Origin of the sequence: Pseudomonas sp. MPB23 (assembly GCF_046605395.1) — a bacterium.
In the GTDB taxonomy this organism is placed as follows: domain Bacteria; phylum Pseudomonadota; class Gammaproteobacteria; order Pseudomonadales; family Pseudomonadaceae; genus Aquipseudomonas.
The window spans coordinates 4,216,902-4,243,231 of the sequence record NZ_CP176771.1 but is presented as its reverse complement, the minus strand read 5'-3'; the positions used below and the strand labels follow the sequence as shown (position 1 = coordinate 4,243,231).

18 protein-coding genes are annotated in these 26,330 nt (G+C 52.0%); 11 read left to right on the top strand and 7 right to left on the bottom strand.

Annotated features, from left to right (window positions below; genetic code table 11):
- Window positions 1–1,149: 1,149 nt before the first annotated feature.
- Window positions 1,150–2,010: a TniB family NTP-binding protein gene (locus tag ACLH0J_RS19075; RefSeq protein ID WP_024075431.1), complete on the bottom strand. Its 861-nt coding sequence runs from the start codon at window positions 2,008–2,010 to the stop codon at window positions 1,150–1,152.
- Entirely contained in the window at window positions 2,007–3,824 is a 1,818-nt protein-coding gene (locus tag ACLH0J_RS19070) for a Mu transposase C-terminal domain-containing protein (protein WP_024075432.1), read from the bottom strand. The genes ACLH0J_RS19075 and ACLH0J_RS19070 overlap by 4 nt, the downstream gene beginning before the upstream one ends.
- Before the next feature lie 320 nt (window positions 3,825–4,144).
- Between ACLH0J_RS19070 and ACLH0J_RS19065 the strand changes: the two genes are divergently transcribed.
- Genes ACLH0J_RS19065 through ACLH0J_RS19045 form a run of 5 tightly spaced genes read left to right on the top strand, consistent with a single transcriptional unit; the run spans window position 4,145 to window position 9,415 of the window.
- Window positions 4,145–5,398: a tyrosine-type recombinase/integrase gene (locus ACLH0J_RS19065; RefSeq protein ID WP_176999818.1), complete on the top strand. Its 1,254-nt coding sequence runs from the start codon at window positions 4,145–4,147 to the stop codon at window positions 5,396–5,398.
- Window positions 5,399–5,409: 11 nt separating this feature from the next.
- The gene (locus tag ACLH0J_RS19060; RefSeq protein WP_411388565.1) at window positions 5,410–6,930 is read left to right on the top strand and encodes a tyrosine-type recombinase/integrase; all 1,521 of its coding nucleotides are present in this window, start codon (window positions 5,410–5,412) and stop codon (window positions 6,928–6,930) included.
- Complete coding sequence (locus ACLH0J_RS19055; protein ID WP_411388564.1) at window positions 6,917–7,936, top strand: hypothetical protein; 1,020 nt, start codon at window positions 6,917–6,919, stop codon at window positions 7,934–7,936. Before ACLH0J_RS19060 ends, ACLH0J_RS19055 begins: the two co-directional genes overlap by 14 nt.
- Before the next feature lie 4 nt (window positions 7,937–7,940).
- A complete protein-coding gene (locus ACLH0J_RS19050; RefSeq protein ID WP_411388563.1) occupies window positions 7,941–9,011 on the top strand; it encodes a hypothetical protein in 1,071 nt (356 codons plus the stop codon).
- A gap of 8 nt (window positions 9,012–9,019) precedes the next feature.
- On the top strand, window positions 9,020–9,415 hold the full coding sequence (locus tag ACLH0J_RS19045) for a hypothetical protein (protein ID WP_411388562.1): 396 nt from the start codon (window positions 9,020–9,022) through the stop codon (window positions 9,413–9,415).
- A gap of 105 nt (window positions 9,416–9,520) precedes the next feature.
- Here ACLH0J_RS19045 and ACLH0J_RS19040 read toward each other — a convergent pair whose 3' ends face one another.
- On the bottom strand, window positions 9,521–9,970 hold the full coding sequence (locus ACLH0J_RS19040) for a hypothetical protein (protein WP_411388561.1): 450 nt from the start codon (window positions 9,968–9,970) through the stop codon (window positions 9,521–9,523).
- 85 nt (window positions 9,971–10,055) lie between these two features.
- Between ACLH0J_RS19040 and ACLH0J_RS19035 the strand changes: the two genes are divergently transcribed.
- The gene (locus ACLH0J_RS19035) at window positions 10,056–10,337 is read left to right on the top strand and encodes a helix-turn-helix domain-containing protein (protein WP_411388560.1); all 282 of its coding nucleotides are present in this window, start codon (window positions 10,056–10,058) and stop codon (window positions 10,335–10,337) included.
- A 105-nt stretch (window positions 10,338–10,442) separates the two neighbouring features.
- A complete protein-coding gene (locus ACLH0J_RS19030) occupies window positions 10,443–10,643 on the top strand; it encodes a hypothetical protein (RefSeq protein WP_411388559.1) in 201 nt (66 codons plus the stop codon).
- A gap of 285 nt (window positions 10,644–10,928) precedes the next feature.
- On the opposite strand, the gene ACLH0J_RS19025 is transcribed toward ACLH0J_RS19030, so the two are convergent.
- The gene (locus ACLH0J_RS19025; protein ID WP_411388558.1) at window positions 10,929–15,158 is read right to left on the bottom strand and encodes a radical SAM protein; all 4,230 of its coding nucleotides are present in this window, start codon (window positions 15,156–15,158) and stop codon (window positions 10,929–10,931) included.
- 652 nt (window positions 15,159–15,810) lie between these two features.
- Here ACLH0J_RS19025 and ACLH0J_RS19020 point away from each other — a divergent pair.
- From ACLH0J_RS19020 to ACLH0J_RS19010, 3 genes are all read left to right on the top strand, one after another.
- Window positions 15,811–18,156, top strand: coding sequence for a DEAD/DEAH box helicase (locus tag ACLH0J_RS19020; RefSeq protein WP_411388557.1), 2,346 nt, complete (start codon window positions 15,811–15,813; stop codon window positions 18,154–18,156).
- On the top strand, window positions 18,113–19,084 hold the full coding sequence (locus tag ACLH0J_RS19015; protein ID WP_411388556.1) for a hypothetical protein: 972 nt from the start codon (window positions 18,113–18,115) through the stop codon (window positions 19,082–19,084). The genes ACLH0J_RS19020 and ACLH0J_RS19015 overlap by 44 nt, the downstream gene beginning before the upstream one ends.
- Before the next feature lie 81 nt (window positions 19,085–19,165).
- On the top strand, window positions 19,166–20,773 hold the full coding sequence (locus tag ACLH0J_RS19010) for an LA2681 family HEPN domain-containing protein (RefSeq protein ID WP_411388555.1): 1,608 nt from the start codon (window positions 19,166–19,168) through the stop codon (window positions 20,771–20,773).
- A gap of 375 nt (window positions 20,774–21,148) precedes the next feature.
- Here the strand turns inward: ACLH0J_RS19010 and ACLH0J_RS19005 are convergent, their stop codons facing one another.
- From ACLH0J_RS19005 to ACLH0J_RS18995, 3 genes are all read right to left on the bottom strand, one after another.
- Complete coding sequence (locus ACLH0J_RS19005) at window positions 21,149–22,219, bottom strand: UvrD-helicase domain-containing protein (protein WP_411388554.1); 1,071 nt, start codon at window positions 22,217–22,219, stop codon at window positions 21,149–21,151.
- On the bottom strand, window positions 22,212–23,813 hold the full coding sequence (locus ACLH0J_RS19000; RefSeq protein WP_411388553.1) for an ATP-dependent nuclease: 1,602 nt from the start codon (window positions 23,811–23,813) through the stop codon (window positions 22,212–22,214). Before ACLH0J_RS19000 ends, ACLH0J_RS19005 begins: the two co-directional genes overlap by 8 nt.
- 411 nt (window positions 23,814–24,224) lie before the next feature.
- Window positions 24,225–24,809, bottom strand: coding sequence for a hypothetical protein (locus ACLH0J_RS18995; protein WP_411388552.1), 585 nt, complete (start codon window positions 24,807–24,809; stop codon window positions 24,225–24,227).
- A gap of 182 nt (window positions 24,810–24,991) precedes the next feature.
- On the opposite strand from ACLH0J_RS18995, the gene ACLH0J_RS18990 reads away from it, so the two are divergent.
- A protein-coding gene (locus ACLH0J_RS18990; RefSeq protein ID WP_340135116.1) for an IS3 family transposase occupies window positions 24,992–26,154 on the top strand; the annotation gives its coding sequence in 2 pieces (ribosomal slippage) (window positions 24,992–25,244 and window positions 25,244–26,154; 1,164 coding nt in all).
- Window positions 26,155–26,330 lie beyond the last annotated feature (176 nt).

The window sequence follows — 26,330 nt, the reverse complement described above, 5'->3', positions numbered from 1 at the left end:
TAACTAGCAGGAAATTAAATGTTAAAAGCCCTGCGTGCATCTAGCATGTGGAGTTTTTCTCCTTGCAGCCAGCCGGCAACGATAGGCATGCGCATTTAATAGCTCATTGTGAGTATCCGAATAGACGCTTGCCAAGGACACCATCTTGAACATACGAATGTTCTTGAAGTTGAAGATGGCGATCTAGCAACGGAAAATCTTTCCTAGGGAAACCCCCTAAAAAACGGTACAAGGTTTCATAGCCTGCCCTGTTGATATATGGAAAAATCGCTGCCTTATGCAGGTCTCTTGGGATCAGCATCCCGCCCCTTCTTTTCTCACACAGTTTAGTAAATATCAAAAACCTTGAGTAGGGGATAATCTCCAGTAGTGATGCGGTTAAGACCAAACTACCAAATCTACTTGATGGATCGGCCGTGGACGCCCCCAATAATATACTCTGCTCAAAAGAGCTTGCGTCGGGTGCTCGTGCATCTTTCCTCGTTTGCAAGTGGATTCTAGCGATTCCGCCTCTACTACCACGAAAGGGACATTGAAGGAAAATATTGAATAGCCTATAAAATAAATCGTGCAATGTAGGTTGTTGATTGTCTCTACTGATCAGAGCATGCTCAATCTTTGTGAAGGTACTTGAGCAAAAACGAAAGAATAGAGTTTCCTCTATGGAGGCATTGTTTGATATCGAATTGCAGCTTTGGACAAACGCATCCCATGCCCTTGAGTAACGCGGTGTATCAACTAGTCTCACCAACTCTCGATCATGGGCAGCGCAGACACAAGAATAAATGTAACACCAGTCCTTCCGCCATATAGGCAAACGACCATTCGCCACATCATCGCGTAAGCAATCAGGGCAAAAAAAACGGCGATACCTCCATTCGACTAATTTATCGCCTCGAAGGCAAAAAAAATTTCGTAATAGTTCAGGGGTAATGTCCCCGGCTACACAACTTAATCGCTGGCTGGCGGATAAGAATTCTGAGTCTGGGTCCGAATATTTGATCTCCACACCCTCCCACCAATACGCTGGGCGTTCTGTTGATGATAATCGAGGGAAGCCAGCGGCGTTTGGATTAATGCTGCATCGAAACAACCAAGATGAAAGTGTTTCTTCAGAACTTGGTGTTGGCAAGCCAGAGAAACTCACTACTAATAGCCCCAAGGATTCTTGTTTGCTCGCCGCAGCATATCAACATCCACCTTCTCCCCCCCCATTTTTATGGCATAACAGGCAGCCGCCCTTATCAATTCGAGTGTTTTGTCCATGCGCCCATTCGACATAGATAAAATAGTGCCTACCATCTCCTCAGAGTACAAATGTGATGGCTGTTTTAGCGGTAGGGACTCCTCTACCTCCAAGAGGAATGACCTGAACTCCTCACTCTCTATCCAGTCATCAAGAGCAACTTCGTGAAAACGTCTCTTAAATTCATAATTGGATTTAAGTGCGTTGCGCGCACTAGCAGTGCCAAAGCAAAATAGTTTCAATCCATATTCAGGGCCGAGCAGCTTTTTAAGAATAGACATGTTAAAACGCTGCTCTTGCTTCGAGCGTAGCAGTGCATCATGAAACTCGTCGATCACCAGCCCCCAAATTTGCCTCAGCCTAATAACCTCTCTAATCTCGCTTGGCAGGTCAGAGCTACTTCGGCGACTTGAGCCAGAGCCAACTGGTATTCCGAGCGCTAAAGCTATCTCATCTTTAAGGCTTTTTTTGGTATCTATTTCTGGGGATGCAGCCAAGGAGACAAAAATCAACCCTGCACTCCTTTTTACATGGTTTGGAATCTTAGATATTATAGCCGTCTTTCCAGAGCCACCTGGGCCAACCACAAGCAAAGCAGGCGCACTCATACGATCTGGTACATCCGCGATATTATTCATCATGCGAAAAACAGCTGCACTAGAGTTATTGTTCACCCATATTTCTTGATGAATTAAGGCTATTCGCGTATCAATATTAGAAGACAAATATTTTCTGATGTCCGACCGGACGTGCTCATCACTCATGACTCATCCCCAGGTCGAAATTTTTTTGGAGAGGCTGAATAATTTGGCTTGATATGTTCCCTGTCAGCGTTAAAGCTACTACTTCTAGGATTTGGATTTGCCTCAGTATAGACTTTTTCAGCGGCCTCTCGGCGTCTTTCCTTCTGCGTTAACTTTTTACTTTCCTCTTCAATTTTTTGCTTCCCTCTGTAGGCTTTTAACCCGCCATCACTATCTATGGCTCCGATGCGGACTGGGTGACGATAGAGCTTGCCGGCACGATATTCCTCATAGGTAGGAGCCTCAACGGTTACGTCAGACAGGTGTATTGGGCAAAATTGGCCATCCAATTTCACCCATACAACATTCATATCGTACGGGTCATATTTGACTATGACATTTCTAGTCCCCACATGAGACCCCAATATAGGATCCCAATAAACTTGGCCATGCAAATTAATGCCACCAGGATTAATTTTTCGGTCTTCTTGAGGCATGAACCAAATCTTTAATTGCTCGGAATTCAAGCCTGCCGGGGGGTAAGGAAGCCCTCCGTTGGGCGCGAAATAGTTTGTCCACGCTTGTCGCGGGCTACACTTTAATGCGCTATGAACTGTTGAGTGATAGACAACTACTTCGCGAGAGAACCAGCGAAAAAAATCAGAGAAGGTCATGGTTGCATTTCTTTCGCTGTTAAGTCCTCTGCGCGCAACAGAATTTGACATTGTAGTCCCCGGCAAGAAATGCACCTTAGTAGTCATGAACGTGCCTATCAGCCGTTCAACATGACCGCCAAAATGTTTTCTTCCTACAGGTCGGTATTCGGGGGAAATCCCAAAAGATTCACACCCTACTTTAAATTTTGGGCTGGTGAACTCTGCGGCATTGTCCATATGAAGGACTTCAGGCTTTCCATAGTAGGGGTAGTCTTCTGGATCCAAGCCAACACTTGCCGAAAAGTTTACTTTAGGAAGGACAGAATGACTAAGAGCGCAAGCCACTGAAACAGTAGACGGGACGTAAAGGCTAAGATAGTAACCAAGAATAACCCTGGTATAGACATCAATTACAATTGTCAGCCACGGGCGTCCAATAATATTTATGCGATCATCAGCCAACAGAATTATATCGACGAGGGTGTGATCCATCTGTACCCATTGCAGCGGCCTTTCAAGATTTTTTTTACCCGGGCGAGCTGAAAATTCTTGCGTCGCGGCATCAGGACCTTCTTTAATTCTCATTCTTGTTTTTTCTGAGAGGATTAAGCGTACACGCCTCAATACCGTATCTTTGGAAGGGCATGAAAAACCTTGCTCCTTACATGCAACATCCACCTCGCTCCACACTTTGCTGTAGCTGGCTCCTTTCGACTTGAATTTTTTAGCAGCCTTGAAAATTATGACCTCAACCGACTCATCCAGTCTCGTAACGCCTTTCTTGACACCCCGTGTCTGCGCAATTAAAGATAGTGGGCCTACGTCAGCGTCAAAAATTTTAGCCAAACGATAGAAGTAACTCTTTGATACACCCAGTAAAGAACAGTACTTAGTGACTACCCCTCCCTCAACCTTCCACTTTCTGATAATTTCAAAACGCTCAGCTGCCAATGAAAGTTGATCAACGGTGTAATCATTGACATTCAAACCCTCCCCATGATCACTACCATTAATTGCCGTAACACTAGGGATTCGCTGAATGTCGCGCGCCGACACCAGTATTACTTCACCAGAGTCGACAATTGTTACCCTTATCGTTTTGTCACTAAATACCTGTTTGACTTTCGCAACTTTTCCCTTGGCGACAATGAGTTCCCCAGGGGTTAGCTGATTTGCCATGGATGTACTCTCCACAACGCTAATCTAGGCGAAGTCTGCCGAGCGGCGACTTACATCAGTCTCTATCAACGATCGAAATTGGCTGCCGAACACGATACGACGTCACGTTCAAAAAATAGACTATTGCTAGCTTTTCTGCCGCGTCAGTCTATTTTTTAAAAGTTAATCAAGGTATGTGATTGATTATTAGAGATAAATGATATTCTTTTTTTTGATCGGGCATCACAGTACTGATTCGACAAACCCGCTTCTGACGTCCAATCTCTCAACGGGCCATGTCCTTCGTGTTCATGGCGAGTCCTTGAATGAGGTGGCTGCCGATGAAGCTGATTCAGTGCCGTTTCTCTTCAGGTCAGCGTGTGCCGCTGCTCGTGCAAGCTGGTCACGCAGCGCCGTTGCCCATACTCATTCCGTTCATCTACGTCCAACTCAAACTCAGGCACCGCGCTTACAACACGGCTGCGGCGCACCTGCGCGCGATCCAGGCTTTCTACACCTATGCCAAAAGCCGTGGCATCAATATTGATGACGCCATCTTGGCCTGCCACTTCGAGTCGATTCTGGCTTTACTCGACGGTTACGCCATCTGGCTCCAAAGCGGCCGTCAAGCCGACAACCTAGTTGCCCGAATCGGCAGAGCTGAAACGGTACCTTTTCTCCAGATCGATCCGCGCACCCGTGACCAGTACCTGCGGCTGTTAAAGCAGTACCTGTCCTGGTGTGTCACCCGATACATCCCGCGTGCTCGTCAAAACTCAACAAACCAGGCTAACATCGAGGTGGTATTTGCAGATGTCGCCGACGTCATTGAACGACGCTTTGAGAGCTATATCATCAATGTTCGTCCCGACCACGCTCGTTACCGCAGCCTGACAGATACACAACTCCAGATCATTCGCACATTGATTCGCCCGGGCGCTGCGGAGAATCCGTTTCCGGAGCGACTGCAGTTGCGCAATTGGCTAATGATTGAATTACTGCTGGAGACCGGTATCCGTCGCGGAGAGCTTCTGAAGCTCTACACCACGGATATCAATCAGGGATCTCAGCATGCCTATGTCAGTATCAATGATCGCGAACATGATCCCGGCGACCCACGAACTGAAGAGCCAGCGCTGAAAACACACGGACGGACAGTAGGTATTTCCGCGCAGTTGTATGAGGTCTACGAGCGTTATATCCAAGGAGAGCGACGCCCCCTGCGTAACGGCAAACCAATGAAATTGCTGTACCGCTATTTGTTCATCTCTGACCGAGGCCGTCCGCTGTCGATCCGCGCGTTGTCGAACGTCCTTGACCGGCTGTTTCTGACCATTGAACTGGCTCATCCGGGGTTGTTGCCTACACTTTCCGCGCATGACTTTCGCCACACATTTGCCGACCGGTTTTTGGCTTACCTGGTCGAGAAGCTTGGGCATGACCTCGAGCGGGCCACGGACGAACTCCGACGAGTCTGCGGTTGGTCTGACACTTCGATGATGCCACGCCGTTATGCAAGTCGTTATCTAGCCGAGTCGGCCAATCTCCACAATGCCCAGCGTGCCTCGGCAGCCTGGAGCCGGCTTGACAGTTAGGGAGGTTCGCCATGACCAAATCAGCCGATCAAGAACACGCGTTACCCTCCTCCTCTTTTCCGGCCTACGTGTTCGACGGGCCGGCTCAGGTTGCTATTCGAACTCGCACTGATGACCAACCCCGCTACGTCGATACCCGATTGAATGTCTGGGTATGGTACGACGGCGGAAAGGCTATGAAAATTGACTGGGACGCCCTCCATCTGAATCCCCATCTCCTACAAATCGCCAAAGCGTTCGTAGCCTATGCCTTGGAAAAGTATGCACCAGTAACTGTATTCAAAGCGTCCGGAGTGTTCGAGCGATTAGCTGAGAGCGACATTTCAGCCAAATTTCCTTGGACGCGACAAGAGGTGGTTACGACCATAAGTACTTGGACGAAATTTCGTGAGAGCACTATTTTCTTCAGAACGTTTTATCGCTGGGCCCTCAATCGAGGAATACTGGGCTTTGACAATGCAACATATCTAGCTCTCAAAGAAATCAAGACCAGTCGACTTGATCCTTATGAGCGTATATTTTTGTCTCAGTCCGGATTAGACCTTGATGAAGAGGTTCGATTACTCAAGCGAATAGAGCGTGATATTCAAGTGCAAAACTGGAATGAATTCCAGCTAAACATAATGCTTAACTTATGTTTCGAGTTGGGTCCTCGCTCGATCCAACTCCACTCGCTTGACATTGAAGATTTTGAGTTTATTGAAAGCGCTGATTATGAGAGGTACTACACCCTCTGGCTACCCATGGCCAAAAAGGTCGGCCAACGCAGACCTGAACGACGACCTCGTAAACTAACCACGAGACTGGGTGAAAAAATTTCAGAGCATATTTCTATAGTTCAACGACGCTTTGGCAGGGACTGTAAACCATTATTTGTAAACCTCAAAGGAAGGCGCCTCTCGGTGTCCGAAATCATTGCGGACCTTAAACAGGAGCTCCGTGAAGCTGGAATAGATAAACCAAACCAGGTAACAATGCTGCTGCGTCATCACCTCGGCCAAGGCCTGGCGGACCAAGGAACGCCAGCAGACATGATTGCCGAACTGCTCGGCCACAACAGCACTGTTGCGGCGCGTGCTTACGTAACGGCAACCCCCAACATTGCCCGGATCAAAGAGAAAGCACTTGGAAAGAGCCCGGCCTATCAACGCATCATGCGCAGCTTATTAACTGGCGAAATCGTCCAACGCCGCGATACTGTGCCGGAAAGAGCCATACGCGGCGTCATCGATACGCAGTACATAGGAGACATTGGTGCCTGTGCACTGCCGGTTCACACGCACTGCCCCTACAATCCCGTCTTCGCCTGCTACACCTGCAAGAAATTTCACCCCTTTGCTGACGGTCGCCATGAGCAGGTGAAAGAGGCGTTGCAACGGGAAGCGCAACGGTTCATTGATATGGCAGAACAAGTCGGTGACCTCATTCACAACCGGCCCCTCGCCCAGCATCAGACGACCATCCTGGCGGTAAGCGCTACGATCGAGCGCTGCCGGCAGCACACGGAGGATGCCGCAGATGACGCCCTCTAAGGCAAGGCAGAGTCTCAAAATCTTCATTAACCAGGAACAAGCGATTTTTCATTCATTACCAATTACAACTTCCTGGGGGGCAACGCTATGGGCGGTCGAGCGCTGGTTGCCTCAACGCGTGAAGCAACAGTCCATAACCTTCGAAACTCACCGACAATCGCTTGAAAAGAATGGCTATTCTGTTCCTCCTAAAGCTGCCCTCCCCTTGGATTTTCAGGATTTTAGCAAGGCATTAATCGTATATCTGCAACGCACCCGGAGCCTGAAGTTTTCGATGGTCGCGGCCTACAATATTGCAATACGCCGGCTTTACAATCCGTTGTTTGAACGACACGTATCCGACCCTACACAGTTGACGCGGGGTGATTTTGACCGCGTCGTAAGATTTCTACGCGAAAGTGGCTACAAGAACCTTTACGACGCGATCTCTCATCTTCAGGTGATAGCGGATACGATCGATAAATTACAATTAACCGAGACCGCCATCCACTTTGTACATGATGTAAAACCAGAAAATAGCCGCAACGAGTACATCTCATTGCACGATCCTGATCGTGCGGTAAAACAGCGTAAATCAGATGGTAGATTGCCCTCTCGTGAGGCGATGGAAGCATATGCCCTATGTTCGAATAACCCGCTCAGCGAAGGCGAAGAAATTTTGCTGCGCGTGATCGATTTATTGATAGCGACTGGACAACGAGGTAACGAAGTAGCAGTCATCCCCTATGATTGTTGGGTCGAGAGGCCGATCAAAGGGAGCACAGGAGAAGCCGTTGTAGATGCCAATGGTAAACCTCTGGTCGAATGCGGAATTAGGTACTTTGCGGAAAAGCAATTTCAATCCCGTGTTCATTGGCTCGCTGAAAGTGACATTCCATTGGCGAGGCGCGCTGTTGAACGGTTAAAAGCCTTAACTATCGACCAACGCAAGATAGCGCTGTGGCAAGAAAAAAAATCCAGGTCGCATTTGGGAGTACTTACCAAATACAATTTTGCCAGAAAATGAAGTCATGAAGTGGTTAGGCTTTCGCAACTTCAGAAACTTGGGACTTTACTTGGATCGCAACGGAGTGCATCCCGTGGGTTGGTCGGATGAAGGTGATGAAGAATATTGCTGTTATTCCGCCGGAGAGATTGAGTCACTTATTGTGCCAAAACTCAAGAATCATATAGCCCTAGCAGAATGTGGAAGCCCTGAACCTGACGTGATGCTAAGAACCAGTGAAACATTAGCCATTGCCTTCGACGGTCAATTTCGTTGCGGTGGACGTGAGGAAAATATATTTCGTGCAATTCCGCGTCGGGTGACCTTGCAAGATATCAACCGGGCTCTGGGCGCTGATCCGAGATACCCATCTATATTTTCCCGTCGATCGTTCGTTGAGTCCGATGGAAATCCGATTCGGTTAACCAGTCACCAACCTCGACATTGGCGAAACACTATTTACCATCTGACCGGCATGAGTGATGTTCAGCAAGCATTGGCCTTAGGGCGAAAACGCCTCGACCAAAATGTCTACTACCAGCATACGAGCATTGAGGAAAACACTGCTGCGCATCACGAGTTTTTGGCGTTCAATAGCCATCACGAGCGCATCGACTTTCTGCATAAAGGCATAAGAGATAAACGCATTCAGGGCGCGTTGACCGACAGTTACCATGCGTTACTGTCAGATAAAGGCACGACAACTGCAGAAGCATTCCTCACCGTACACGCCACGGCGCTACACGTAACGCCCTTCGGAGGCTGCATTCACGATTTCTCCCAAGCGCCCTGCCCTAAGCATCTTCAGTGCTGGAATGGCTGCTCACATCTCCATCTGATGGGCACTCCATCGGAGCGGGCCAACCTAGAGAAACAAGCCGAGAATCTGACGACGGCAATTACTATCATGCGCGATGCCGGCGCCGGAGAGGCAGGCAGCGATGTTTGGTTGGCGGACCAGGAGGACAAGCTCAACAATCTAAAATCCGTGCTCACGCGCGATACCAATGTAGGTGTGCAACACGTGTTTCCCAATGGGCATCCTATGACGGTTGCGGATACGGACAAACGGCACAGTTCGGTTTCGGATGATTAGAGGCGACCATGGCGCAACGACAGATCTTGAGGGGCGGCACCTTGGACGAGGCTATCGACGCCCTCCTCGCTCAAATGATTAGCTTAGGACTGGAGCTCGCGCCTATTTCACGCCCCGAAGTGCAGCGTCGATTGGGCCTGACTAGCCGAGCTACCTTAGTGGGGGACCGAGGGAGACGAATCGAGTCCGCCCGTATCGCACAACTCAAGGAGAGTGGCAGAGATCCAGATGGTGCCCGCCGCCGAAGAAGCCTCGAAGAACGTATTGCTAATCTTCAGGTGGAGAATGCTGACTTGATAGAGCAGCGAGACCAGCTCTATGAAGCACTTTCGGCAATTGCGCACAATTGTCTGCTGAAAGGACTGGATGTCGAAAACATACTGGCTCCATTGAGAAAGCGTTAAGAGGCAGAAAGGTTGCCAACGCCGCTAACTGACACGGCGACCAGGCAAGATTGCCTAACGCGCTAGCGTATCGAAGCTGCTGTTAACCGTTCGATCGTGTTGGTCTCATGCTCGCCGAGATACTGGTGTGGCCGAAAAAATGACACGAAGATTTTGTAGATCGGATGTGCTGGCCCCCAGAGCCTCAGTGTAAATATGCCCTCCCTCCAGGCTATACACGTAGGCCGCCTCCTTACTGAGGTCATCCACCGTTTCGCGCACCTCTACCAGTCTCTCCATCTTCCACCCATCACTTCCGTTCAGATAAGTCGGTGAAACCAACTGTACATCCAACACCCAGATGTCTGCTCCTTGTTCATTAAGTAACTGCTCAAGGGCTGAAATACTGGGGAGCATAACCATGCTAATCAACGCTTCACTGCCTTGTCGTCGACCGACTTTGACGTAAAACCAGGGGCAATGAGTGGTCTGCTCAACGTACTGCCAGCACTGGGTAGAGTCATCCCCCAGGTACGCGTCGAGGAAAATCTCCGCTTGTTTGTGAGTGATGAACATAGCGCCACCCCAAAAGTGAACACTATAGATTGTAGCCCTATAGAGCTCGCGAAGGCTTCATCGTTCCTTTTGCGAGGTCGGCAATATGGAACTGAAACAGGCATTTGGCGCGTCCCTGAAAAAGCTGAGATCGGAGAGGAAGCTTTCTCAGGAGGATTTTTCCGACGTCAGCAGTCGAACCTATCTGAGCACCCTAGAGCGCGGTCTGAAGAGCCCTACTATTGAGAAGGTAGACGAGCTGGCATCTGCAATGGACGTTCATCCGCTGACCATTCTCGTAGGCTGCTATCTACTTCAGGACAACTCAATCCCCCTTGACCAACTGTTTTCCCGAATTCGAACGGAACTGCCAAGCGAGATGAAATAGACATCTGATCGTTACGTTTCATAAGCAAAGGGGATCAACGTCAGACTCCGGGTTGTAAGGCTTGTGCTAGCATCCAATTTGATCCGAAGATCGAGGTCGGCAGCGATGAAGCACCCAGTTCAGCCGGAAAATAGTCTCTCTGAGATTTTGGAAGGTAAACAGAAACGCCGTGATGCGTTAATGCTTGCTGTTAGCCTTGCGTCGCCGCCTGAGTTAGAAGGACCTGCTAAGCGTTTGAAAGAGGTGATGAGAAAACCTGATGCATCGCGCCGTCAACGCATTCCGCCCCCAGAGTTCTCTCGTTAGATAAGAGTGGTTCCCTATCTCAAACTCCGACGCTCATTCAGTCTAGACTTACTTTGTATCTGGAAAAACATGTTGCGCCGACGGCGTACCGTAGTGATAGGTCAGTTAGCTGCCAAAATAATAGATAGCTAACTGTCCCAAAGTGGTTGCTCGGTCGTCAGCATACCCGCCAAGCAACGCGGGAACTGGCAGGCAAAATTTGCTGTTCCAGTACTCGTTGGATCACCGACGTTGTGGCGAAGGCGAAACTGCTTGGAATGAAGGCTCTGACTTCATATCTCCAGATTAGTAGCCGTGTGCCAGTAAAGCACTGTACGCATGAACGAAGGTCGGTCTTAAGTAAAATTGCCGGTAGGCTTGCTCAACAATTTCGAAATATTCCGACGGGGAGCTCCAAGTCATGGCACGTAGGAGATTACCGCCATCTGCGCCCTCATTGTGAAAGTCGTTGTACTTGACCAAGTCCGTAAACTGGAACCCCAGCGCTGCGAGCTGCTGGTAGCATTCAAGTTCCGCCGTAGTTATGGGGCCACTCGCCAAGGGGCAGTTCCCATTCGCGTCGTCATGGCTGTCTCGTGCATTGGCGAATGCTTGGTCCCAGTTGAGCGCCAGCTGATCGTAACAAATAAAGCCTTCGGCTTTGGGATCTCCAGCTTGTTGTTCCTTGCTCAGCACGCTCGCGGCTCTGGCGAAATCTTTGTACAGCGCGAAATACGCTAGTGTTACGCCACTTTGAATGGCAAATTCAATTGTCTGGTGTGCGGTCTCCCGCGTCTCCCATTGGCCGCCAAGCATGAAATAGGCCTTAGTAAGAATATCTGCAGACCTGAGACGGCGGAACAGATCGGTAATCTGGACATTGGTGACGACGCCACTCGCGACTTTGCTTTTTCTGCGCTGCTCCTCGCTCCCGTGCTCGACACCAAATGCGAGCATGCGACAGCCTGAACGTTGCAATCGGGCTATGAAGTCACCACCGGGGAGATCTCTCTCATAGGCAAAAAAGTCCTCAATTCGGAAGATCCCGCGCCAACCAAATGTATCGCCAGCCGTTTCCTTAATCTTTGCAAGACCGTCGAGAAAATCGCTGGCCCACGCGAGACCAGCATAATTGGCGGCGCCCTTCTTCGCACCGGACGCAATCTGCGGTAGCAAGTTATCGTCGATAAACTGGATTCGAAGATCCCGGTACTGCGAAGCCAGATTGCCAATCTCATCAAGCACATGTTCGACTTCGCGACGCTGCTCGCCTCCGCTTTTGTCCCTACGCTCGGTGCAGAAGACGCAGTTCCAGTCGCATCCCTGCGACATAACCACATGGGCCTCATGGAATTGCTGAGACTTCGACCTTGTTCGTGCCGGCTCGTATTGATATTGGCCGTTGCGATAGACACGACGATCAAGCACAAGATCTAACCATGCAGACTCTTGCGATTTTAGTGATAGTTGTTGCGGAAAATTTACAAGCGACACTTTGGATGATGGCTCTACTCCACGACCCACCACGTTCCAGCTCTGTGGATTAACAATGATGCCCGCCGCTGTTGGCCATGGTCCCGGGATTTTCAAACTCGCCACAAGTGCGGACAGGTTCTCGACTGCATCGGTCGCGATGGCAAAGTCCCAACTTGTCTGCGCGTCCTCCATGTGCACCGTAGAGAACTGCCAGGCATTGAGCTTGGCAGCCGGCCCACCAATTACCAGCGTCGTGCTTTGTGTCCGGTTGCGTATATCGACAAGCATATTCATTGTGGATCTAATGGTGGAAAACACCGTATTGAATCCAATCAAGTCGAAAGTTTGCGCCAAGCGCAGTACTTCAGTGCGCAGCTTCGGGAAGCGGTGACAGTCTGCAACCTGTACGTCGTGGCCTTGAGCCGCAAGATGGGATGCTAGCAGGCCAAGGCCTAGTGCTGGGGTGCTGGTTCGGGATGCACCTGACGCATCGTCGTCAATTTCGATGGGGGGCAACACGAGCAGTATGCGTTTCACAACCTGTAAGGTGTCGGTTCGCGTGATGGCAACTTCCGGGTGCGTCCGGCCGCGAAGTTTAGGCGCAGCCTCGCCCACAACCGGACCAATCAACCATCTGGCCACGGGAAAGTCCAAAACACTCAAAGGAGTTGGCTTCCCGATCTCCACTGGTGAAGAGCGCTCCTCCAAATAGTGACTCAAAAATTCCCGATGTAACCATGGATGGCCCGCGTCGGCGCGGACAGCCGTGTCCACAATGCCACCCAGCACCTCATTGAGGGGAGCATCTACAACGAGGCTCCCCGCAGCTACGGCAGCCTCTAGTCGTCGCCGCAGCGTGTGTGAGAATGCTAGATGCAATGCAGCCCAGCGGACGCTCTCATCTTCATCAACGGCCATGCAACGCAACACTTTCAGTAGCACCTGCGTCGAGAGACTTGCCGTGGCAAGCGCCGCAAATACGCGCTTGTCTCCACGCCAATGGCCCTCGACTTTGCCCGCGTTGGGATAATAGGTACGGAAAAAGGTAACCGTCTGATCGGCCACCTGTCGGGCGGGCTCTAAGTCCAAGGCCATTAACGCCAGCGACGTCGATGCTAGTCCCGGATCGTCAGCAATGGCTTGCGCAACGTCATGCGCCTGATGAGTTACCTGCAAACAGCGTACGCGTTCATCCGCGAATGCCTTGTCACTTTCAATTTTCGGAAAGAGCTGCGTGATTTCTGGATACTTGCTGGCAAGACGCGCGAGGCGAATAGAAAATGAGGCCGCCTCCCCAGGCAATTTGGCAGGTTCGAAGAACTTTGGAGCAATCTCACTTGCCTGATGCAAGAGTTCGTTAGCGAAGGCTGTGGTGTAATAAAACAACTCTTTCGTCAGAAACGTATCTTTCCAGATCACTTGCAGCATTGTCTCTGGAAAGGACTGCGAAAATTCCCGAAAGCTTGCGCATATGTTGGCGCACGCCGCCATGAAGCGCCAACAAACATCCATGCGTCCCGATTCCCTCGCGGTTTCGCCGATCGGACTCGCGACGGCCATACAGTCGCCGATTGCGCTGCCGATTGCGTGCAGTTTCTCCCGTAGTTCGGGTCTGTTCCGCAGATCGGCATTCTTGCCAGCATCACTCAGATTGTTGAATGCGGTGGTCAAATCGCCCCAGTCCTCTTCGAGATCCAGTTGATTTAGGTCGCCCAGGATACGCTCCAGTACCTGTTGGGATTCCACCTGCTTTCGTCCCGCGATCTGTCGGTTGGACCAATGCACTGACCCGGGAAAGTACCAGCCAGTGCCCTCGAGCAAATCACAAGCACAGCGCTTCCAGCTAAATTCACGCTTGAGCAAACGAGCAAGATCGATAGCGCACTGCTTGCGCGCTTCTAAGTCGAGCGTCATTTCGAGCAGTACGTCGGCGAATTTTCCAATATCCTCCGGAGTAGGTGTGCCTGCGGCCGTGCTACCTCCAATATTGAAGAACTCGACACTTCTGAATGGCACCTCTGGAAACTGTTGTTTCAGATCATCGAGTAGCATAGCGAGCCCTGACTGGCGCGAGCATAGGAGTGGAACTCCCGCGCACAGCGCTTCCCAGCCGCTTAGGCCAAAACCCTCGTGCCACGATGGCATGAGCGCTATATGACAACTCGCTAGGCGTTCGCGCAGTGCTACCTGGTCGTCGGAGAATGGCTCTGCGTGCAACTCAAACGCTGCTTCCTTACTACCTATCGCTTTCAACTGTTCTGTTACCGCTTGATCGGAATCCGGATCAACTCCCCAAGCGAAAAGTTGTCCCCGTGCAAGCCATGCAGAAGGATTGCTTTCACGTCCTCTCTGGTACGCTGCAGCCAGCGCGTGGATAGCCAAGACCGAGTTCTTGATCGGATCGTCGTCTCGATTAAGGCGTCCCGAGATAAATATTTGCAGGTCCACGCGTGGGTTATGAGTCTGCAATTTGACCTTCTCTACCCCAGGCACCAATGGTCTCACTGGCGATCTTGGACGGCGCATGGCACTTCGCGCCGACGCGAAATTGCGTTGCAGCAGCGGCCCCACAGCGAAGGCGCAATCTGCGGCCGCAATGACGTCTCGCTGCTTAGCGGAGCGTTCCGCTACCACATCCAAACTGAGGTTTTTTCTGAAGGCATATGCCGAGTAGTCCATGTGACCGATCACGGCTGATTTGACGTCGATTCCTTTGTCTAGTTGTGTACGGAGCTCGTTGGCGCAGTCGATAGCGGCTTGGCCTGTAACGATGTCGTGCCCCACCACGAGTACACCTTGCAAGGTTTCTGATTCAAACATTTTACATCGCGCGATTATGTCCTCCGCGAGCGCGGGGGAGGAAAACGTCTCATGCTTAACCAGCTCAATTGCTCCAGGAGGGCTGTCCGCAGTGGCCGGGAGCTGATTGACAAAACAGATCGTCTGGCTACCCCTTGGCATTGCCTGCGTCAAACCTTCTGCCAACCCTCTGTTGAAAACATTTAAGCCACCTAATTCGCTCCCCCAGCGGGTTGCAAGTAAAGCCACCACGTACGCCATTTCGGCTCCTAGATTTTTGCGATATTTCGGCGGTTAGCCGCGGTGCTTGGCGCACAATGCGTCGATGAATGACATTGAGGTAATCCAGTACGTTTTTGCAGTCACTGTTACAGCCCCCAATCTCGGAATCATTGCGCCTGGAGATTGTTTTCGTCCAAGGCAATTTCCGACGATCTGATGCTCGACATCGAATGGCCGAACTTGCCGAGAAACGACATTGATGAATGACAGGTTTCCCAAACAGACCGGTTTGGGCGAGCAGGAATGAGGCGATTTAACTTTCCCTAATCTAGCCTTCGACGTGAGGTCGGCACGCTGCGCAGCGCTTGCGCGAAGTGTCGTTGCCCAAAGCATCGTCTTGTTCATTGCCTATTTGCTGGTCGAGTACGGCCGGCATGGACTCTTGGGGGCATGCATGCGTTGCGTTCCTTCATCAACGAGTTATGGCCGATCGGCTGCAGCTCATCAGATTACTGGATTGGACAAATGAACACTATCCAATTGAGTCTCGAACATCTGGCGCCCTGCTCTAGCCCTACGTTGCCTATGGCTGACCACGCTAATCGAAATATTAAAGCCACTAATTTGCCACCAATCTTATAATCTTCAGCTTCACATCAACCCCATACGGTATTAATCAGGAAGGAACCAGATGGTTGAGCTACCGCCAGTGGTTTACGAGCAGAGCTGTTCCGTTGGAAAGATTCGCCATCAATTGCATCCGGCGGTCGTCACTCGAGTGACCAACGAGACGCTCATACCTATTTCTCCCAGAATCAGAGAGCGTTTGTGGTCGCTGGACAATGGCAGTCGTGTTTTGATCACAGAGCGCGCGAGTGTCGCGCTGCCTGAAGGGGTGGATGGGATCATTCAGCTCCGACAAAACAAGTATGTCTGGAGAGCTCATCGCCTCTTAAATGACCTCAAAATCAGGCTTGAAGAGTTGTCCTTGGCTGACTTGGCGAAGGAAGCAGCACACAGCTGGCAGAATCAGGTCTCGTACCGTGCTGAGCGGCGGGATGCTTCGGGGCATATACCTGAGGGTCAAGAAGGGCTGCGACCTCCGCAGTTAGGGGCTCTCTTCGCTATCGGGGCTCATTGGAGCCTCGATGCTCAGCCCGCGACAATCGTCATGCCTACGGGAACGGGCAAAACTGAAACGATGCTGGCCACACTGACAGCTCATGGTAAATCGCCGATCTTGGTGGTTGTGCCATGGGACTTGCTGCGTCTCCAGACTGCAAACAAATTCCAAGGGCTGGGGCTGCTGCGCAAACTTGGCGTAGTGCCCAACGACATCATCAACCCCGTGGTTGGAATCATCACCTCTAGGCCAAAAACGGAAGCAGACTTAGAGATGTTCACGCAATGTAACGTGGTGGTATCAACGATCGGTTCGCTGACGTTTGAACTTGACAGCCTCCTTCCCGCCGCTATCGCTCAGCGCTGTAAAGCACTGATCTTGGACGAAGCTCACCATGTGCCCGCCAAGACGTGGAGCGGATTGAAATCAGCCTTTCGATCGATTCCAACGCTCCAGTTCACGGCAACACCTTTTCGCCGGGACGGGGAATTGGTCGACGGTAAAGTGATCTTCAACTACCCACTCGCTGCCGCGCAAAGGGACGAATACTTCAAACCTATCCATTTCGAACCAATCTACCAGCCAAGCGGTGGAAGACAGGCAGACCAGGCGATAGCAGTGGCAGCAGTGCACAAACTCCGACAGAATCTTGAGGCAGGTCTCAATCACCTGCTGATGGCTCGCTGTAGCAGCATTGCACGAGCGACTGTTATCGAACATATCTACAGAGGCCTCGCGCCTGACCTTCGACCTGTACTCATACACTCAAAAATCAACGACACCGAGACTCGGCTCGCCAATCTGCGTTCAGGTGCTTCCCGGGTAGTGATTTGTGTCGACATGCTTGGTGAGGGGTTCGACCTGCCTCAATTGAAGATTGCGGCGCTTCATGACAGCCATCGAAGCTTGGCGATTCTGTTGCAATTCATTGGGAGATTTACTCGCGTTGCAGGGCAGGACATTGGTGAAGCAACAGTAGTAGCCAATATCGGAGACCAGGATGTGGCCTATTCGTTGGAGCGCCTCTACAGCGAAGACGCAGACTGGAACCAAGTGTTGAGCGAGCTCAGCTCGAATGCCGTGCGGGAACATAGCGAGCTTGTAGCCTTCCTCCGAGCCTCTAACCGCTTGGATGAGGAAGATGATGCAAACGTGGCGCTATCGCCTCAACTACTCCGACCAGTCTTCAGCACAGCGACCTACAGAGCTCAACAGTTCTTCCCCAACCGCTTCCATCATGGCCTGTCCTCGAAACTTCAGGTCAAAGGTGCTTGGCTTAACAGGGAGATGCGTACGCTCTATTTCGTTACCCGGGCCGAGGGACGAGTTCGCTGGACAAACGCCAAAGGCGTACTGGATCGTGAATGGACGTTGTTCGTGCTACACCACAACGAAGAGCTTGGTCTACTGTTCCTCTCTTCCACGGATCACAGCTCTCTGTTTCCGGAGCTAGCACAGCACGTTACAGGCCAAGCCGATCTGCTGCAGGGCGAACGGATGTTCCGAATGCTGGGGCAAATCAACCGCCTGGTGTTCCAGAACATGGGCGTAAAGAAACACGGGCGCAGAAATCTCAGCTATGCAATGTATACCGGCGCAGATGTTGCCGTTGCGCTTGGTCTGGCCGAGCGCAGTGGTTCTGTTAAAAATAATGTCAGCGGTACCGGATGGGAAAATGGCGAAAAAGTCTCAGTCGGTTGTTCGTACAAAGGCCGGGTCTGGTCGCGAGAGCAAGGCTCCATTCCAGAATTCGTACGTTGGTGTGCAGGGGTAGGCGCCAAGCTTCTGGACGATAGCATCGTGGTTGATGACATCATTGCGAACGTTCTGATTCCTACGGAAGTGACTGGGTTTCCGAAGGAGCAAGATCGTGCTCACAGTCGAATGGCCAGCCGAAATTATTGGCATTGCTGAAGACCGAGTCGTGCTGACCACCCCAGCCTTTCCGGCCGGCCTCCCCATCACCTTCGTCGACTTGCGCTACATCGATGTTGCGGCTGACAACATGAGGTTTTCGTTGTCCAGCGACGAAACGGGCGACTTCGCCGAGTTTACACTCACGGTCGGAGGCGAAAATGGTTACTCCGTAACGCAGACTGCTGGGGACACTGTCGAACTTACTATAGGTAGAGGTTCGGGGCCATTAAGCCAATACCTGAGCGAGTACCCTCCCCTGGTACGTTTCGTCGACCTGACCGAGTTGGACGGCAACATGCTCATCCAGCCCCAAGACCCAAGGCACCTGCAGATCGGAGAAGAACGATTCGAAGCCTGGGATTGGACAGGAGTCGACCTTACCAAGGAGTCTTACTGGAAGGATTATGTTTCCCGAGTCGACTCTGTCCAGTGGAAGGCCGCTCAACATTTCATCCAAGGTGGGTTTGACATTGTATTCGATGACGACGGGGCCGGAGAGGCAGCTGACCTGGTATGCCTCAAGGAAGAAAATGATCGCATCCGTCTCACCCTCATACACTGCAAGTACTCGGGTGGAAAGACTTCTGGCGAACGTGTGCAGGATGTCGTTGAGGTCTGCTCGCAGGCGATAAGGTCGGCGAAATGGAAGTGGCGTTTCTCCGAGCTTGGGAAACACATTCAAGGTCGTGAAGATCGACTGACGTCATTACAGCGTCCTACCCGTTATCTCGCGGGCAATGGATTGATGCTAAACGAGATGATCAAGATGGCACGATTCAAGCCAATCGAGGCGGAGATCGTGATCGTCCAGCCAGGCCTCTCGGTACGTGATCGTACCGCTGACCAGAATTTGGTGCTTGCCGCTGCGGTGGCCTATCTCAAAGAAACGATAGGGTGCGATATGGATATTGTGTGCAGTGAATGAGTCGTAAGACGTATACCTGTGCAGCATTGACGCCAGAGGCAAGGTAAGCTTGAGCACCTTTCCCCCTGGCGGTCACCCAAGATGCAGGACTTTCTCGAGCGCTTTACCACGAAGAGCTACGAGCCTAGGGCGGAAGACCGACATCTACTGTTGAAGGTTCTGGAGAGCCTCGCCGAAAGCAACGCATACCCGGCTCACCTTCGAAGCGTATTTGACTCCCTTGTGGACGCATCGGGCGATGCCAAGGATCCCGACCTTCTCCGGAGAGCCGTTGGTTTAGCTGACAATATTGCGCCCCTCTGTTCGCCAGCCGACGCGTGCCTTATTCAATATTCGTGTTCCAACGCCTGGGCTGAACTGCATTTGCTTGATGCTGAAGGAACTGACCCTTGGAGACTGGATCACCCTGCTCTGCTCAAGCAGCTTTACTTCCTGCACGCAGCGATCCAACACGAGGGATTCAAGGGGTTGGCTCCTGCACTTCGTGCGCGGATTTACTGCAACCTAGGCAATGCACTGAGTGTCTGCGGCCGATGGATTGAGGCGCTAGCTGAGTGGCGCAAAGCCTTGATCGAGCAGCCCATTCTCGGCATGGCGTTGGGCAACCTCGGGATGGGGCTGTGTCGTTATGGCGACGCGCTTTATGACCCTGGACATACCCACTGGTTCTTCGTCCATGCTCGGCGTCATCTTGAGTCTGCAATTGAAGGCGGTGTCGGCCGCGATGGTGCAACCTATCCTGAGGCGATTGAAGCGTTCCGGTGGTACCAGACAAAACTTGCTGAACAGGTCGAAGAGGACGATGACTCGCACCTGTTCGGACACAGCCTCGGCTCCTCCAAGGAGGAGCGGCGCTATCGTCAGTGGTGCTTGGATGCCCAGCTATTTCTAAACCCCATGAATGACCTGGGTGCCCTGCCCGTCGCCGCTTATGATGTCTTGAGACTGCCCAACCATGACGCGCAGGTTGGGATTACCTACCTGGCGTTTTTCAATCAAATGAAGCAGGAGTATGGCTTCGCCCGTCATTGCCTGTACCAGGGAGAGCATTCCCGATCGGTTCACCTTGCCGACAAGGGCTTGTCATTGGCTCACAATTACGACTATGCCCTTTATTCGATGGGACTAGAGCAGATTAAGACCGCATTCCGCAGCGCCTACTCGCTTTTGGATAAGATGGCTTACTTCATTAGTGCCTATTGGCAGTTAGGGATACCTGAACGCAGCGTGAGCTTTCGAACGCTCTGGTTTAAGCCTGTCAAAAAAGGTGCTCCTTCCGCCGAGGCATGGGCAATTCGCGATGAATTCAAATCCACAAAAAACTCTGCACTGCGCGGTCTATATTGGGTGTCACAAGACATCTACTCCAAGGTACTCAAGGACGTCGCCAGACCGGATGCCAAAGCGTTGGACGAGTTAAGAAACCACCTTGAGCACAAGTACGCCAAGATAGTGGACGCTTTTCATTGGATTTCAGGCGCATCGGAGCGCCAAGTCGATGATCTTGCATTCGTAATTGATAGGGATGAACTGGTTGCCAAGACGCATCTGATCATGGCGCTGTGCCGAGCAGCCCTGATCTACCTCTGCCTCGCCATGCACCATGAGGAGTCACAGAAGGCGCATGATGACGGAGCGCTCGTTTTGCAGCTTCCTGTGGATGATTATCCGGATGATTGGAAAATCTAACAGATTGTACACACGAAGCGTTCGGTCCCTTTAGAGATGCGGTTAGCCTTGGCGCAGCAGCTTCGGCCCAAGACTCACAGCCCCTCGCTTCAGGGGGGGCTCCGCATTTTCAACATCCTCGCCGTTACACTCTTCATCGCCATCACTACTACGCGCCAACTGCTTCCAAAAACGGTGATGCAAACATTGCGATCATTCGAAAAAGGCGAACACTTGATCTTGATGTGTGAACCTCTGAGGTCGAGGCGCCTGGGTAATGCCAGCGTTCAATCACACCTTGTTAACCGTGATGATATAAAGGTCTGTTTGTGCTCTGACACTAGTCATCTCAGCCAGGAACCTAGCTACCAACCATGACCTTTTCACGTTTGACGATCAAGGCACCCACAGTGGGATGGCAGATTCGCCCACCTCGTCTAACACGATCGCAACGCTTTGCTGTGCCCTCGTCACAGCTACGTAGAACGCTGCTGCCGGCCCAGGCTCCAATGCACTACCCCTTTGTAGGAATTTTGCAATGGGCCCCGTAGCGATGATAAGCACTCGCTCGTATGTGGCGCCTTTTGCAACCTTGAAGTTCACATAGTCCAGATCGAACTGTCTACCGGAGGCCGCACTGACGCGAAGGCAGCGCGGTTTAAAAAGTTCTACGTAGTCCATCACATGCCGTGGTGCGATTAGGTACATCCCATCATGGCCTGTCTCGGTAAAATTGAGCGACTCCGTAGGCGGAAACCCCCACTCAGAGTCGAAAATCGTGTCGGAGAACGCAGCGATGCCGGGGCAACAGCGCCAAGTTGTGGCTCGAAACTCGACCTCAATGCTTCCTTGCTTTTGCATCTCCACGAACCAGTCAATCGCCTGGCTGTAGGCGTACTGCTTGTTTTTTCTTGTCCTCGGGCTTGTTGACAGGACTGACTGCCTGACGTCGCCGACCATGCGAATATCAATCGGGGAGTCGAAAAGTCTTTTCAGAATATCCCAGTCCCAGCCGCTTAAGTCCTGTACTTCGTCCACGAGGATTTCGTCGTAAAGACTCTGCAGTCGAAACAGCAACGCGCCTTCGCTCAGGTCAATCAGGTCATGCGCTAACCTGCTTAGCTCGCTGGCGTACACCGCTCCGGATCGGTTGAAAAAACGTGTCCAGCCCTTCGAGAAGCGGGGCGGAAATCCTTCATAATCGAAACCCAGTACTTTTCTACCAGGAAACGCGAACGGCAGAAACGGCTTGGCGAAATGCCTCAGGAGCAGCGTGTACCACCCCATCACTTCTATATTGGTTTGCTGCCCGGCATAGGTAGAGAGTCGTTCATTCAGCTCGTGCTGATTCCGCTGGGTGAACGTCACCACCAGCACCCTCCTAGAGGTTGGCAGTGCGGCGCAATGCTCCACCAGCCCCTGAGTCTTCCGAGACCCCGCAACGGCCAAGGTGAGATGATTACCCATGAATAAACGCCGCCGCTTCAGCCATGTACTGAGGCGGAGTGATCACCGTTTCAGACGCTGCTATACGCAGGGCACCTTCAGTCTTCTCCCGCTGCATCCAGGTTGCCAGATCAGCATGCCCAGCTACTCCCAGAACTTCGCGAAGCACGGCTTCGCTGTTATGCGACACCAATTGAGGCTCGAGTGTGCGGCCAAGCGCTACATCGCCAATGAACAGCTGACGCCTATCACCATCCAGCCACTGGTTCACTGAGGCTCTGAGATCCGCCGGCTCTGTCCCGTCATTATCTCGAAGTACTGCTACAGGCTTGTTCAGGTTGGCGCAGAGCTCGAGACACCGCGCTAATGAAAGACTGCGCATACTGAGCACGTCGATGCCAAGGGCCATGGGACGCGCGCCGTACATATCGGTAAAGAAACGTTCGAAGACGATCTCATCTGACGGCCCTTCGACCAGCACCAGCTTCTCTGCCAATGCCATACGAAGCGTGTCGAAGCCGGGCAACTTCTGATAGTAGCCCACGGTCTCCGGGTCGAGCCCTGTAATGGTTGCTACGGAATCCCGGTTGATCAGGAGTAGGGAATTCAATCCCAGCCTATTGAGCACATAAGCACTATGGGTGCTAATGAATAACTGCTGTTGCTCGCCGGCCAAGCTTTCAATCCGATTTAGAAGAGTCACCAAGCTGGTATGGGAGAGGTGGTTCTCGGGCTCTTCGATCATGATCACCTTGGTTCTATCAGCATTTCGCCCCATGGCCAATGAAATTTTGACCGCGGCCTGTTGCCCTTGACCTGCTAGCGAAAAAGGAACCTCATCGATGTGGGGAGATATGGCGGTTTCCCAAGATGTCCTTGATGTCTGGTCCATCGCGAGTTTCAAAGGCTGTTGCTGCAGCGACGCCTCAAGGGTACCAAGTCGCTGATTGAGATCAGCCAGGGTACCGTCCGACATACCTGCTTTGGCTTCCCGATAGCGCAGAGAGATCAACGCTTTTTCCGGAGCTTCCAAATGATCGTTGAGAATCTGCCGTAAGTGGTAGTCAACACCGCCAGACGCCTTGATCGTGCGGGAGTCGATGATGGCAGTTGAAAGCTCCCGGGGCCGCCTAGTCAGCTCGTTCTCGCCAAAATCGCGCCATTCCACCTTGTAGTACTCTACGGGAAGCAGGGCCGAGGGCGTTGCCAGCCAGGCCTGCAGCTCCTCCTCATACTCCGGGTTTGGTACCACGCTCAGTTTGACACCCGGGCAAGCTAACGTCGGGATTGCGCTATTGTGCGCACCGCACAGACGCTGGAGCTCTGGTCTGTTGTCCAGGAAGAGCTCAATCGAGATGGTGGGCCATGCGGGTCGACGACCCACCTGAATATCGTTCAGAAACGCGCTGACCAAGGCGGTGTTAAACCAGTAAGGGTTCAGTTCTTCTGACGCTGCTCGCCCGCCAATACGGCCTGTAAGTCCAAGAGCTATCGCCTCCAGTAGTGACGATTTACCTGCGTCGTTACCACCGACGAGCAGATTCATTTTCGCTTCAGGTGTGAGCTCGAAGTCGCGGTGGATCCTGTAGCCCTTGATCTTGATTTTATTAATCATCGTACGTTCCTAGTACTGGGGGAGACACCCGCCGCGACCGAGGGCGGCTGGCGCAAGTGTGAAAGCACACGCGATTGATATGGCTGTGACGCATGACGACCGAGTCCCGGTATTAAGGTCTACCAAGGCCGGTATTCCTCTTGTATTTAGGCAAAAGCGATTTCAACTCTTCGACAAGGTAGGTGCACGGCCCGATCACCTGGCAGTCCAACGGTGTGTTCTTGGCGTCGGGTGTCACTTGAGAGAGCCGCCCCCTACCCGATCGTCTACCCAAATCTTGACCACCCGTGGTGAATTTCAGTGTCAGCCTGGGTCGATTTTCAATGGAGCCACCACAGTGGTCGGAACGTCGGATATGGCCACCTAATCGAGCCCATAACTCGGCGACAGCACCGTGGGTCTGCTTATTGGCTAGGGGCGTAAGAATGACTGAAATCTGATGTAGTTCCGAGCCAAGGTTGGTAAGTGGTGTAGGTAGGCCAGATAAAGCTTCAAGACCCTGGGAGCAGGAATGCTACGTTCCTCACCGCTTTGCAGTTGCACGCTCAGTCGCAGTCCGCAGATCAAGCGTATCTGCGACGTATATCGTGTCCAGAAACCGCTGTCGATGATCGGCTCAAGCGTGTCTTCAGGGTCGAACTTGAATGTAAGCCCTTGACCGGGTTGAATCGTTTGTCCTGAGGCGTCCGAGCCTTTGGCATCCCAATGCAACCGGTAGGCGGGAGCGCACCACTGGATTTTGTTGAGGTAGAGGATTCTGTTTTGACGATTTCCGATACGGAAAACGATCTCGGGGGCATGGATCATATTTAGTTTTAGGTCACCCACCCATTGAAAACCGAGTTGCAAATGAGGTTGCGCGGGTTGCGGAGCCGTTATCTCTCGATATTCGGCAATGTGTCTTTTGAGTTTGTTGATAGCACGCCCGGCGGTGACAACCGTTACAATCGCCCCCCCAATCGAAGCTGCGATCTTGATCAAAGCGCCCCAGTCCATTCCCAGCCTCCGCTAACCTTATCAAATGCAGACATTATCCTAGCGATGTAGGTGGGGCAATGATCACCAATGCGATCTACAGGAAGCTGAGTCAACGATAGGCACTTAAAGGATTTATTGTAGTGGTCTAATGATTCCGGACATCCATTTAGGCGAGAATGCTCGCCAGAACGAGGTGTCAGATGACCAAACAACGCCGTACCTTTTCCCCTGAATTCAAACGCGAGGCTGCCGACCTCGTTCTCAAGCAGGATTACAGCTTCATTGAGGCCAGCCGCTCGCTTGGTATCGGGGAGTCGGCTTTGCGCCGATGGGTCGACCAGGTGCAACAAGAACGCACGGGCGTCACCCCGCAGAGCAAAGCGCTGACCCCGGAGCAGCAGAAAATCCAAGAGCTGGAAGCCCGAATTGCTCGCCTTGAGCGGGAAAAATCGATCTTAAAAAAGGCTACCGCGCTCTTGATGTCGGAAGATCTCGAGCGTTCGCGCTGATTGACCAGTTGAGCATCCACGAGCCGGTTGATTGGCTGTGCATGGTGTTTGAAGTGACCCGCTCGTGCTACTACGCTCGGCGTCTCAGGCGCCGCACACCGGATGTAGAACGCCTTCGATTGCGCAGTCGGGTGAACGAGTTGTTCACCCAAGGCCGCAGTGCTCCCGGTAGCCGTAGCATCATGGCCATGATGCAGGACGACGGCGAGCAGATCGGGCGATTCAAAGTGCGCAGCCTGATGCGCGAGCTGGAGTTGGTCAGCAAACAGCCGGGATCGCATGCTTACAAAAAGGCGACGGTCGAGCGGCCCGACATTCCTAATATTTTGAACCGGGAGTTTGATGTGCCCGCTCCTGACCACGTCTGGTGTGGCGATATCACTTACATCTGGGCTCAAGGGAAATGGCAGTATCTGGCGGTTGTGCTGGACCTTTTTGCCCGCCGTGTTGTGGGCTGGGCATTGTCGGGAAAGCCGGATGCCGACTTGGTCATCAAGGCCTTGGACATGGCTTACGAGCAGCGAGGGAAGCCTCAGGGTTTGCTGTTCCACTCCGACCAAGGCTCGCAATATGGAAGCCGGAGTTTTCGTCAGCGCCTTTGGCGATATCGCATGCGTCAGAGCATGAGCCGGCGAGGAAATTGTTGGGATAACGCGCCGATGGAGCGGGTGTTCAGGAGCCTGAAAACCGAGTGGATACCGACCATGGGCTACACGACCGTCCAACAAGCTCAGCGGGATATCAGCCATTTTTTGATGCACCGGTACAACTGGATTCGACCGCACCAATTTAATGGTGGGCTGCCACCGGCTCAGGCCGAGAAAAAACTTAACGTCGTGTCCGGGATTAGTTGACCACTACATATAGACGTCAGGCCAGTTGTTTCTTAACCTCCGTCAAATCTGCTTTAAACTGTTTGAGTATCTGCTGGTCATCCTCCAAAGAGGTTGAGCCAGGACAGCAATATCAATACGATTTCCACATAAGTCCGACCAACACAAGTTTATATCCGCCGATAATAGGCAAAACA

Coding starts and splice junctions, on each gene's coding strand:
- ACLH0J_RS19020 (WP_411388557.1), top strand. CDS start 15,811: ATGGTTGAGCTACCGCCAGTGGTTTACGAGCAGAGCTGTTCCGTTGGA.
- ACLH0J_RS19025 (WP_411388558.1), bottom strand. CDS start 15,158: ATGGCGTACGTGGTGGCTTTACTTGCAACCCGCTGGGGGAGCGAATTA.
- ACLH0J_RS19050 (WP_411388563.1), top strand. CDS start 7,941: ATGAAGTGGTTAGGCTTTCGCAACTTCAGAAACTTGGGACTTTACTTG.
- ACLH0J_RS19075 (WP_024075431.1), bottom strand. CDS start 2,010: ATGAGTGATGAGCACGTCCGGTCGGACATCAGAAAATATTTGTCTTCT.
- ACLH0J_RS19030 (WP_411388559.1), top strand. CDS start 10,443: ATGAAGCACCCAGTTCAGCCGGAAAATAGTCTCTCTGAGATTTTGGAA.
- ACLH0J_RS19040 (WP_411388561.1), bottom strand. CDS start 9,970: ATGTTCATCACTCACAAACAAGCGGAGATTTTCCTCGACGCGTACCTG.
- ACLH0J_RS19055 (WP_411388564.1), top strand. CDS start 6,917: ATGACGCCCTCTAAGGCAAGGCAGAGTCTCAAAATCTTCATTAACCAG.
- ACLH0J_RS19010 (WP_411388555.1), top strand. CDS start 19,166: ATGCAGGACTTTCTCGAGCGCTTTACCACGAAGAGCTACGAGCCTAGG.
- ACLH0J_RS19065 (WP_176999818.1), top strand. CDS start 4,145: ATGAAGCTGATTCAGTGCCGTTTCTCTTCAGGTCAGCGTGTGCCGCTG.
- ACLH0J_RS19000 (WP_411388553.1), bottom strand. CDS start 23,813: ATGATTAATAAAATCAAGATCAAGGGCTACAGGATCCACCGCGACTTC.
- ACLH0J_RS19005 (WP_411388554.1), bottom strand. CDS start 22,219: ATGGGTAATCATCTCACCTTGGCCGTTGCGGGGTCTCGGAAGACTCAG.
- ACLH0J_RS19060 (WP_411388565.1), top strand. CDS start 5,410: ATGACCAAATCAGCCGATCAAGAACACGCGTTACCCTCCTCCTCTTTT.
- ACLH0J_RS19035 (WP_411388560.1), top strand. CDS start 10,056: ATGGAACTGAAACAGGCATTTGGCGCGTCCCTGAAAAAGCTGAGATCG.
- ACLH0J_RS18995 (WP_411388552.1), bottom strand. CDS start 24,809: ATGGACTGGGGCGCTTTGATCAAGATCGCAGCTTCGATTGGGGGGGCG.
- ACLH0J_RS19070 (WP_024075432.1), bottom strand. CDS start 3,824: ATGGCAAATCAGCTAACCCCTGGGGAACTCATTGTCGCCAAGGGAAAA.
- ACLH0J_RS19045 (WP_411388562.1), top strand. CDS start 9,020: ATGGCGCAACGACAGATCTTGAGGGGCGGCACCTTGGACGAGGCTATC.